Annotated in this window: 10 protein-coding genes and 1 pseudogene; 3 read left to right on the plus strand and 8 right to left on the minus strand. The window is 68.5% G+C overall.

Annotated features, from left to right (window positions below; all coding sequences use genetic code 11):
* Positions 1-333: 333 nt before the first annotated feature.
* A pseudogene (locus ACWC09_RS51525) lies at positions 334-691 on the plus strand (hypothetical protein); the annotation flags it as partial.
* Between the two features lie 299 nt (positions 692-990).
* Here the strand turns inward: ACWC09_RS51525 and ACWC09_RS51530 are convergent.
* Both ACWC09_RS51530 and ACWC09_RS51535 read right to left on the minus strand, forming a co-directional pair.
* A complete protein-coding gene (locus ACWC09_RS51530) occupies positions 991-1,221 on the minus strand; it encodes a hypothetical protein (protein WP_450859121.1) in 231 nt (76 codons plus the stop codon).
* Positions 1,222-1,225: 4 nt separating this feature from the next.
* Positions 1,226-1,867 (minus strand): helix-turn-helix domain-containing protein, encoded by a 642-nt coding sequence (locus tag ACWC09_RS51535; RefSeq protein ID WP_450859122.1) that lies wholly within the window; start codon positions 1,865-1,867, stop codon positions 1,226-1,228.
* A gap of 153 nt (positions 1,868-2,020) precedes the next feature.
* Between ACWC09_RS51535 and ACWC09_RS51540 the strand changes: the two genes are divergently transcribed.
* Positions 2,021-3,646: an MFS transporter gene (locus tag ACWC09_RS51540; protein WP_450859124.1), complete on the plus strand. Its 1,626-nt coding sequence runs from the start codon at positions 2,021-2,023 to the stop codon at positions 3,644-3,646.
* Between the two features lie 44 nt (positions 3,647-3,690).
* Here ACWC09_RS51540 and ACWC09_RS51545 read toward each other — a convergent pair whose 3' ends face one another.
* Positions 3,691-4,284, minus strand: a complete 594-nt coding sequence (locus ACWC09_RS51545; RefSeq protein WP_450859125.1) for an exonuclease domain-containing protein — start codon at positions 4,282-4,284, stop codon at positions 3,691-3,693.
* 203 nt (positions 4,285-4,487) lie between these two features.
* On the opposite strand from ACWC09_RS51545, the gene ACWC09_RS51550 reads away from it, so the two are divergent.
* Complete coding sequence (locus ACWC09_RS51550) at positions 4,488-4,658, plus strand: hypothetical protein (RefSeq protein WP_450859127.1); 171 nt, start codon at positions 4,488-4,490, stop codon at positions 4,656-4,658.
* A 63-nt stretch (positions 4,659-4,721) separates the two neighbouring features.
* On the opposite strand, the gene ACWC09_RS51555 is transcribed toward ACWC09_RS51550, so the two are convergent.
* The 5 genes from ACWC09_RS51555 to ACWC09_RS51575 all read right to left on the minus strand — a co-directional run bounded on the left by ACWC09_RS51555 (position 4,722) and on the right by ACWC09_RS51575 (position 9,185).
* Positions 4,722-5,231: a DUF3515 family protein gene (locus ACWC09_RS51555; protein ID WP_450859129.1), complete on the minus strand. Its 510-nt coding sequence runs from the start codon at positions 5,229-5,231 to the stop codon at positions 4,722-4,724.
* 141 nt (positions 5,232-5,372) lie between these two features.
* Positions 5,373-5,891 carry a hypothetical protein gene (locus tag ACWC09_RS51560; RefSeq protein WP_450859130.1) on the minus strand — a complete coding sequence of 173 codons (519 nt, stop codon included), beginning with the start codon at positions 5,889-5,891 and terminating at the stop codon, positions 5,373-5,375.
* A gap of 88 nt (positions 5,892-5,979) precedes the next feature.
* Positions 5,980-6,561, minus strand: coding sequence for a hypothetical protein (locus ACWC09_RS51565; protein ID WP_450859132.1), 582 nt, complete (start codon positions 6,559-6,561; stop codon positions 5,980-5,982).
* Between the two features lie 76 nt (positions 6,562-6,637).
* On the minus strand, positions 6,638-6,955 hold the full coding sequence (locus tag ACWC09_RS51570) for a hypothetical protein (RefSeq protein ID WP_450859133.1): 318 nt from the start codon (positions 6,953-6,955) through the stop codon (positions 6,638-6,640).
* Positions 6,956-6,983: 28 nt separating this feature from the next.
* Complete coding sequence (locus ACWC09_RS51575) at positions 6,984-9,185, minus strand: glycoside hydrolase domain-containing protein (RefSeq protein WP_450859135.1); 2,202 nt, start codon at positions 9,183-9,185, stop codon at positions 6,984-6,986.
* Positions 9,186-9,934 lie beyond the last annotated feature (749 nt).

Here is a 9,934-nt window from a genome sequence, read left to right on the forward strand (position 1 = left end):
CCCAGGCCCTCCTCCGCCTCGCCCGCCACCGCATCAGCGTGCTCTTCGCGATGCTCCGCGACGGCACCTTCTACGAACCACGCAGCCCCGAAGCAACCACCACATGACCACTCAGCCTTGACGAAGGACATAGAGGCACCCCCCAAAGAACCTCTTGAAAGAACCAACTGCCCTCCCCTGCCCACCTCTTGTCACCCTAAGGAGTGACTCGGTTGCGGTTCGTGCGCACGGAGGGTTACGTTCGCCGCAACAACCTCACACAGACAACGGCCCCCGGCCGGGACGGCAATCCCGATCGAGGGCCTGACCGATCAGGAAGAAACGAGCTTCCCGGTGGCTGACCCGCAGTCTAACGCGCCCCTGCGCACCGACGCCGGAGCTCCGACCGCTCCGACTTCGGGCGTGATCCACGTCCGCACCCGCCTCACCCGCGACTTCACCGTGATCGCCAACTCTCTGGCGCAGCGGCCAGGAAGCGCGGTCACGGTCGGCGTCGCGGTGTACATCCTCTCCCTCCCCGACGGTGCCGTCGTTAGCATCGCCGCCCTGTGCGCCCACTTCAGCGAGGGCGAGATCCTGATCTCCCGCGCGCTACGGGAGTTGGAGGCCGCCGGGTACCTGGAGCGGCAGCGGGAGCGCTGCAGCGGGGGCCGGATCCGTACCCGTACGTACTTCCACGACGTACCGCCGAGGGATCGCGGCCGCGCGCCGGCGGCCACCGGGCCCGTGTCACGGCCGGCCCCTGGTCCGGCCCCTGCTCGCGAGGCGTCGCAAGAAGCAGCCCGGCAAGAGCCCGACCCCGAGGGCATTCCCGAGATCGACATCGATGAGCGAGCGCCCGTCATCCTGCTCATCTCATGGGTGGAGCGTGGCTGTCCGACACGGACTGGGAGGACCTCCTCGAAGCAGCGGGACAGTCGACAGGGACTCGGATCGCTTCCGTTGCTCGTCCGACCTTGAACCATTAGGTGTGGTGTCTCGGGACCTTGGTTACGCGAAGTCCTCGAAGGCGAGCTGCTGCGGGATGTCCGCGACTGGTTCGGGCGGCTGATCGAAGACGATCCGGTAGTCGCTCCCGGCGGTCCGGCTGATGGGCGGTCGGCCACCGAGCGTGGCGTGCGGCCGCTCGTGGTTGCAGTAGTACACGAACTCCGCGAGTGCGACGCGGCGTTCACGCTCGGTTGTGCAGTCGCGGACGTACGCCCACTCGCGGGCGAGCATCCCGTTACACCTCTCCACCTTCCCGTTCGTGCGCGGCGCGTACGGCCTGGTCCACGGCCGGGCCGGACCTCGGTGCTGCCCGGACGTGCGCGCGTTCGCCCTGTCTCCCGATGAGGCTCAGGTACTCGACGGGGCCGGCGCCGGTGGCACCGAACCAGTGCGGGGTGCGCGTGTCGAACTCCGCGGCCTCCCCGGGCCGGAGGACGAGATCGCGTTCCCCGAGAACGAGGCGGAGCGTTCCGTTGAGGACGTAGACCCAGTCGTAGCCCTCATGGGTACGCAGATCGGGTTCGGCCTCGTCGCTTCCGGTCGGGAGGACGAACTTGTAAGCCTGGATTCCCCCGGGTCTTCGGGTGAGCGGCAGGATGACCGACCCGTCGCTGCAGGGGATGGGACGCAGATTGATCCGGGGGTCGCCGGTCGGCGGCGCATCGACGAGTTCATCGAGCGTGACCCCGTAGGCGCGAGCGAGTGGAAGCAGTTGCTCCAGCGTCGGACGGCGCAGGCCCGCTTCGAGACGGGACAAGGTGCTGGTGGAGATGCCTGTCTCCACCGCGAGGTCGGCGAGCGTGACGTCGCGATGCAGCCGAAGGCGCTTCAGCCTCGGTCCGACGGCGTCAAGAGTGCGGTCGATGGCTTCGTCCATCCGCCGATTTTGCCATTCGGCAACAAGGTTTGCACATCCGCCTCGTCTCTCGGCACGGTGCGAAACGAACCGACGCCGCCGGCCCCGTCGTGCGACAGCGCCAACGCCCATGGCTCCGGCGCCGATTCCCCCTGCCTTCGCGAAAGGACTCCCATGACTGCGAACCGGCCCTCCGCCACGGCGGCCCCCGACCCGAGCATCCAGGACCCACGACAGCGACGCACGATCCTGGTCGGGGTCTGCGTCGCGCTCATGGCGGTGATCGCGTCGGTGTCCGGGCTGAACGTCGCCCAGTCGGAGCTCGCCGTCGCCTTCGACGCCTCGCAGACCGAGGTGTTGTGGTTCATCAACATCTACGCCGTCACTCTGGCCGCGCTGCTCCTGCCGCTCGGTGCGCTGGGCGACCGGTGGGGTCGCAGGCCGGTACTGCTCACGGGTCTGGTCGTCTTCGGAGCAGCGAGTGCGGCGGCCGGCCTTGCCACGTCGTCCGAGGTCATGCTCGCCGCGCGTTTTCTGAGCGGTGTGGGCGCAGCGATGATCATGCCGGTCACCCTCGCCGTCATCACCTCGACCTTCCCGGACGAAGAACGATCCAAGGCGATCGGAGTGTGGACCGGAGTCGCCGGCGGTGGCGGCATCCTGGGGATGTATCTGTCGGCCGTCCTGGTCGACCTGGCGAGCTGGCGGTGGCTCTTCGTCCTGCCGGTCCTGCTCGTCGTCGTCGCCGTCGTCATGGCGTTGCGGTTCGTCCCGGACTCGCGCGAGGCGTCGGTGCACGGGTTCGACGCCGTCGGTTCGCTGTCGTCCGTGGTCGCGGTGGTCGGGCTCGTCCTCTTTCTCCACGAGGGTCCCGCGCGAGGCTGGACTGCGCCCGTGACGCTGCTGAGCCTCCTCGTCGGTGTCATCGCCGCCGCCGGATTCGTGGCGTGGGAACTGCGCCGACAGGCTCCGCTCCTCGACATCCGCCTGTTCCGTGAGCGAGGTCTCGCGAGCGGTTCCGTGTCGCTTCTGACGGTGTTCGGCGTGCAGGCGGGGATCTTCGTGGTCCTGTTCCCGTACTTCCAGGCGGTACTCGGCTGGTCCGGCCTTCGCTCCACCCTGGCGCTCATGCCGATGGCGCTGCTGATGATGTCCGCCTCCGGCCTCGCCCCGCGGGCTGCCGCGCGCGTCGGCAGCCGCACCACGATGGCCTCGGGGATCTTCCTGAGCGGCGCTGGGCTGGTGCTCATGGCCACCTTCGTCTCCGTCGACGGCGGCTACCTCTCGGTCCTCCCCGGCATGCTCGTCATGGGCGCAGGTATGGGTTTGACGATGACGCCGTCCACCGAGGCCATCACCACGGCTCTGCCGCGGGAGCGTCAAGGGGTCGCGTCCGCACTCAACGACGTCACCCGGGAACTCGGCACCGCGCTCGGTGTCGCGCTGCTCGGAGCGGTCCTGACCGCCGGTTACCGCGGGGCCATCGACTCCCGGCTCGACGGAGTGCCGGGCGCCGCCGCCGACACCGCCCGTGAGGGCGTCGCCAACGCCCTCACGGCCGCCGACGGGGCCGGCCCGCACGCTCAGGCACTGATCAGCGCCGCCCAGGAGTCCTTCGTCGACGGCTGGCAGCAGGCGATGTGGGCCGGCGCAGCGGTCATGGCCGTCCTGCTCGTGCACGTTCTGGCGCGAGGTCCACGGCAGCGGACCCAGGGGCCCGGCGGCGACAACCACGCAGCCGACACCGCAGAGGTGGCCTTCCCCGACACGGCACTGCACGAACCGACGGACCTCGCCTGAGACCGAGAGCAGGCAGATCAAGGCTGCCTGCGAGGCGCTGCAGATCAGCAGCACCCCAACGGCAAGGCGGCTCCCCTGCCGCGCAGATGCCTGATGGCGGCGGCAAGGGAATAGCAGTCGAAAAGCGCCGAATGCTCGTTGCCGGCGGCAGGCCTGGGGAGACCGAGGACCTGCCACAGACGACCCGAGTTGAAGGTCGCCGTCTCCGGTGCGAGGGAATGCACCCAGGGGCGGATGTCGAGGAAATGGGCGGCCAGGAAACCGTTCTTGACTTCCTCCCCACGGGCCCGCGCCCAGCCGATGTTCTCCCCGACGACCATCATGTCGTTGCCGTAGGAGAGGACCGCCTCCCCCCGGCAGAACCCCAGAAACTCACCGAGAGCCTCCGCCGCGGGAACCCCTTCCCGGTCCAGCCTCTCCTGCCCGATGCCGGTGAGTTCGGTGAAGAAGGCGGACAGGCGGGGGTTGACCACGGGGCGGACCAGCGCCTCGTACTCCTCCACCACGGAACAGTCCTCCTGCAGCCGCAACGCACCGATCTGCACGATCTCCCGCAGCTGCCCCGGCGCTCCCCAGTCCTGCTCAAGCGCTCCCGGCCATGTGGTGAACTCAAGGTCTAACACAACGAACGTGGGCACAGCGCTCTCCCTCTCACCCGACCGCTGCCAGGCTACCCAGCCGCAAGCAGGCGGGCCGGTCTCCGGCACGAGGTGCAGCGGGCTACACCCCCGGTCGGGGTGAGCGCTCCCTCGTAGCGGCGGTCCGCTGACGGAATCGTTGGGCTCGCAAGGTCAACGCCCTTTCGAGCGACTCAACGACTAACAGAGCAGGAGCACCCGTCATGCCGCACACGACCACCACCACCACGACCACCCAGGCCCGCACCGGTCGCCCCGCATCCGTCACCACCCCGGCCCGCCGACCCGTCACCGCCCCCATCCCCGTCATGCCCCTCTGGCAGGGCCTGGCGCAGTTGTTCGCACCGGTGGACAGTGCCGCCGTACGGCCGTGAGCCGCTCACTTCATGGTCCGGCCGGCCTCGTCGTGGCCGCCGCACTGCTGACAGGAGGCGACATCAGCCGGCAACCGGCACATCGTCATCCCCGATGCACCGCGCATGCTGCGCGATCGGCCTGACCGCCCGGCTCATCTGCACCAGCACGTCGTCGGTGCCGCCGACCCGGTCGGACATCGCCACCTCGACGGCGGGATCACGGCCATAGGTGACCAGGACTTTGCGGTCGTCACCCGACTTCGCCGGACGCCACACCCAGTCCACGCCGTCAACGCTCACACACGGGTCGGTAGTCGGAGCAGGTGGCTCGACCCCACAACGCGCGGTCACCGTCCCCCCACCCCAGACACCGACGCCGGGCTGCGAGCTGTCGTCCCGCCGCTGTCCGGCAAGAATGTCGGCATACCCCCGTACGATCCGCGCGCACTGTGCCGTACCTCCGTGCGCGGCGGCCTCGACCCCGCCTCCCGCCGAGCCCGCGGCACGCCACACGAGCACGCCCCCGACCAGAAGCCCCAGCACGAGGGCGCTCCGAACCCGACGATCACGCACAACGCCCTTCACGGGCACGCCCCTTCCCCCACGGCACGGCGGCCGGCCGACCCTCGGGGCAAGTCTCGCACCCGGGGCCGGCCGGCCCGCGCCGGGTCAGCCGTGGATCAGCGGGGACCCCAGAAGCTCCCGCGTGATGGCGCCCTTTCTGACGTTCTTTCAGCAGCTGTAGCTGCGCTTGCCGTTGATGAGGTACCGGTCCTCCGCCTCGGTCTTCATCTTGTACGAGGCCGTCCAGCAGCCACCCGCGCCCTGACTGATGTAGACCGGGCCGGCGTACTTGCTGTAGTAGCCGTCGTCCGTGCCGCAGGCGCTGCTCGCGCTGGTGCCCGGACAGGCCTGGAGGAACATGTAGTTGGCCTTGCCCGGCGTCTCGTTCTTGAAGACCACGCAGAGCAGTCCGCCGCCCGCGAAGGCGGCCATGCTGCCGTCGTCGCCGTTGACGTCACCGGGCAGGCTGCCGTCGATGTAGACCAGGGTGTTGTAGTTGCCGCCGCACTCGGCGGACTGGGCCACGACCTCCTGCGGGTGGGCGGTGGCCCACGCTCTGGTCCCGGCGTCGGCGTTCGGGGCGACGGTCACCTTCGGGGTGACGGCCTGCCCCGCGGCGGACGCGGGGGTGAGCGTCGCCGCCGTCGCGGCGGCGGTGGCGGCCAGCACGCCGAGTATTCGCTTCATGATCGGATCTCCCATGGCTCGATGACCGAGCAGATACATGACCTTCTGAACTGACGTGAACCGATGTTCGACATGGCGGCCGCAGTGCCTAGCGGAACGTCGCCTCGCGCAGCCCCGCGGCCAGCCCGGACAACCGCTCGTCCTGCGGACCCACGGCGATGTAGAAGAGCGACTCGTCGACGGGCCTGTCGTCGCCGCCCCAGCGGACGACGCCCTGGCAGTCCGCGAGAATGCCCCGTACGGCGTCCATCTGGAGCGGGAAGAGCGAGCCCTTCGCGCCGGCGCCCGGCCTGATGCGTACGGCCGTGCCCGAGGCGAGGTTGGACTCCGGCAGGTTGCGGCGCAGCCCCTTGGCGGGGCGCCATCCGGCCAGGTCCACCACCGCGAGCTCCTGCACCTCGTAGTGGAAGCGACGTACGACGTGCACGAGCACCGTCTCCACGTCGCCGATCCACACCGGCACGCCCAGTCCCGTCCCGGACACGGGGCGGGTCCACACCTGCGAGTCGCGGTCGGCGTTGGTCTGAATGGTCCAGCCGTTGGCGGAGGTCGCCGGCCGCTTCGGCCCGTGCCGCTCCGCGGCCACCGCGCTCCCCGCGGGCAGCACCGAACCGACGGCCACGGCCGCGCCGATGACGGCGGAGGCCTTGACGACCGTACGCCGTGTCATGTCGTGATCCACGTTTTCTGTCTCCCTTTGACCGGAGCGATCACCGGCGCCGTCACCGGAGTCGGAGTCCGAGTTGTCAGAACAGACCGAAGATCACGAAGAACGGGGCGAGGGAGGCGACGGCGCACACCGGCCAGTAGCGGGACGACCGGACCGGGGTCCGGCGTCGCAGCCAGGCGTTGGCCAGCCCCCAGACGAGTCCGAACAGGCAGAACACCGGGGCCGCGATGACCAGCCAGAGCAGCATGCCGTCGTTCTCGTTGGGGTCCTGCATCGTCCAGCCGAGCGCCGCGAGCGGGCCGTTGGCGAGGATGTACCAGGCCAGGAACAGCGGGACGACCGCCGGAATCCCCAGCAGCAGGTTCACGGCCACAGGGACCCACAGCTTCCGCATGCGCCCATTCTTCACGATCGTGTCCGGTCTACTTGGCGCGGCTGAGCTTGTTGTAGTTCTCCAGCACGCTGTAGAGCCCGATCAGCTCCTGGCCGTACTTCTGGGCCTTGTCGCCGGTGCCGTTGTAGCGGGCCAGCAGCTTCTGCGAGTCGGCCAGGCCGGTGGTGAGCGAGGGGCGGGCGATGCCCAGCTGATGGGCGTTGTAGACGGTCAGGTAGGCCACGGACGGGATGTTGTACTCGGGCTCCTGCAGGTTGTTCCAGACCGCGCGGGTGTCGGAGCCGGTGAGCGGAGCGCCGTTGATGATCCCCTGCTCCCGGCAGTAGTTGCGGGCCGCGATGGTCACCCACGCGAAGATCTGCCCCCAGCCGGTGCTGCAGTCGTCCTTCGCCCCGGCCTTCACGGCCTCGTCGGCGAGCGCGTCCAGCGGGTTGAGTTTCCGCAGCTCCCACAGCACGGGCGCCTGGATGAGCGCCTTGCGCAGCTTCAGCGTCCTGGCCAGGTTGGTGAACAGCCAGTCGGCGTCCATGACCATGTTGAACGCCTCGGTCGTGGAGACCACGTTGTACGTCACCCAGTCGTCGTCGACGGTCCACCCCTCACCGCCGGTCTCCGGAACGCCGATCGAGTTCAGGTACGTCTGGACGTCCTTGAGCAGGGGGGCCCGATAGCTGGCCTTGTCCAGATCGACGTCGAGATCCGAGGTGACCGGAACACCCGGGTCGAAGTCGCCCTGCCCGGTATCCCGTCCGGAGGCGATGTTGTTGTCGATCTCGATGGCGCCGTCCCCGGAGCCGATCTTCACCGTGGCGATCTGGTCGAAGGCCCAGTTGGTGGGCAGCGGGTAGCCGAGGTTGCCGGAGAACCCGGACGACATGTCGGAGACGAAGCTCGCGGCGGCGTACCCGGCGTCGGCGACCCTCTGACACACATTGCGCGGCCCGTAGACCCCCACCCCGTACGACGAGTTCTCGCCGACCGTCCGGTACACCCCGCGGAAGTGCTTCAGCACATAGTCGGTGATCTCGCCGTCCTGGGCGTCGTAGTCGACGGCGAAGTAGATGATCGAGCCGGCCTTGAACCCATGAATCCTGGCCCACTCGATGGCGTTGGTCGCGTCGATGCAGCCCTGCGGGTAGCTGAAGTAGTCCGCCGACCGCGACCAGGTCTGGTAGATCGGGAAGCAGCGCAGACCGTACTGCTTGATGGTCGCGAGCTCACCGGGCTGGATCTGCTTCTCCGGCAGGCTGGTGGTGGAGGGGTTGGACAGATACCGGCCGATGTACTGGTAGCCGGCATCCTTCAGGGCCTGCGCCCGAGCGGGGGTGATCTTGGTGACGCCATCACACGCGGTCCCCTTGCGGCTCTGGTCACCGTAGGAGACCAGCAGCGAGGCCCAGGTCTGGAAGTCACCGACACCACTGACCGAGAGCTTGGCGAAGGACTGGAACGACTCGACACCCGCCTTGACATCACCGGTGAAGTTCCCGAAGGGCACGTTCCGCTTGTTCAGGATCATCGCGGCGGTAAACAACGACGCCCACGTACCAGTCGTACCGACAGCCACCGTGTGATTCTTCAGCCCGGACTGGGTGCCGGGCCCGAAGACACCGTTGGCGGTCCCGTCGGCCATGCCCAGCTCATACTGAATGGCGAACAACATCGACTTCGCGACATCCCGCGAATGATGCCCGTCGCACGGAATCACGAAGAAGTCCCGGCGCCCGACATACCGCCGGTTCAGCCACTGCTGGATCTCGCGAATGGTGTCCGACCCACCGTTGACCGTGACATAGGCATCCATGTTGAGGAGCCCCTTGACGACCTTCGGCTCAAGAGAACTCCCCGAATAGACACCATCCACGCCCATGTTGGCCTTGAGCTTGGCCACGGCGTCCTTGACGCGTCCGTTGTAGATGCCGTCGATCTCGCCGCCGTCGTACCCCTTGCAGTACAGGGCCGACTGCAGGATGCGGCAGAAGTTCGCCGACGGGACCGTGGAGTCGTCCAGCTTCGGGTACTTCGACTGGAGCGTGGACAGGGTGGTCGGACCGAAGGAGTCCGACAGGCTCGTGATCCCCATCTCGTACTGCAACGCCCGCGTCAGGGCGTACATCACCGGCCAGCCGGTCTTCCCGTTCTCGTCGAGCTTGGAGATCCCCAGAGCGGCGCCGTTGTTGTACGTCGTATTGATGAACCTCTGCGCCCTGAGCACCATGTCGTCGGCCATGCCGAATCAACCCCCCGTCGATCCACGCGTCTCCTCCGGCTCGGTCAAGCCGTGCACGCGGCGATCACCATAGGCGTGGCATGCGGGATCAATACAAGACCGGCAAAGAAACATGGCCGAATGGTCATGTCCAGGCAAAGAGCGTGAACGACGTGTCAAATGACTGCCGGATCAAGGAGTTTCCTGTGTGACGCCAGTGAAACGATTGAAGAGGGCCGACCGTTGGTTGGCTGGATTGCGCCGTCGGGGTGCGGCGGGAGGTCGTGGGGCGGGTGCGGGTGGCTGGTGGCGCAGTTCCCCGCGCCCCTTGGGGGCGTGCACGGGGCCTGCGTTGCGATGAGCCGTCCGTCGCCCGCGGATCACAGTGCGGCACCGTCGTGGCTGGTCGCGCAGTTCCCCGCGCCCCTTGGGGGCGTGCAGGGGGCCTGCGTTGCGTTGGGCCGTCCGTCGCCCGCGGATCACAGTGCGGCACCGTCGTGGCCGGTCGCGCAGTTCCCCGCGCCCCTGGGCGGCGTGCGGGGGGCCTGCGCCGGGATGGGCCGTCCGTCGCCCGCGGATCACAGTGCGGCACCGTCGTGGCTGGTCGCGCAGTTCCCCACGCCCCTTGGCGGCGTGCGGGCAGTCGGCGTTTGCGATGTGGCCGTCAGTCGCCCGCGGCGGGAAGGGGACGGGGCGGGGGGTGTCCGCCCGCAGCGGCGGGCGTCCATCACCGCGCACCTCAAAAAGACACAGCACCGCCCGACCGAGGA

Source organism: Streptomyces sp. NPDC001617 (genome assembly GCF_053596855.1).

Excerpts from the sequence above, each read along its gene's own strand:
- ACWC09_RS51540 (WP_450859124.1), top strand. The coding sequence starts at position 2,021 with ATGACTGCGAACCGGCCCTCCGCCACGGCGGCCCCCGACCCGAGCATC.
- ACWC09_RS51560 (WP_450859130.1), bottom strand. The coding sequence starts at position 5,891 with ATGAAGCGAATACTCGGCGTGCTGGCCGCCACCGCCGCCGCGACGGCG.
- ACWC09_RS51565 (WP_450859132.1), bottom strand. The coding sequence starts at position 6,561 with ATGACACGGCGTACGGTCGTCAAGGCCTCCGCCGTCATCGGCGCGGCC.
- ACWC09_RS51575 (WP_450859135.1), bottom strand. The coding sequence starts at position 9,185 with ATGGCCGACGACATGGTGCTCAGGGCGCAGAGGTTCATCAATACGACG.
- ACWC09_RS51530 (WP_450859121.1), bottom strand. The coding sequence starts at position 1,221 with ATGCTCGCCCGCGAGTGGGCGTACGTCCGCGACTGCACAACCGAGCGT.
- ACWC09_RS51535 (WP_450859122.1), bottom strand. The coding sequence starts at position 1,867 with ATGGACGAAGCCATCGACCGCACTCTTGACGCCGTCGGACCGAGGCTG.
- ACWC09_RS51570 (WP_450859133.1), bottom strand. The coding sequence starts at position 6,955 with ATGCGGAAGCTGTGGGTCCCTGTGGCCGTGAACCTGCTGCTGGGGATT.
- ACWC09_RS51550 (WP_450859127.1), top strand. The coding sequence starts at position 4,488 with ATGCCGCACACGACCACCACCACCACGACCACCCAGGCCCGCACCGGT.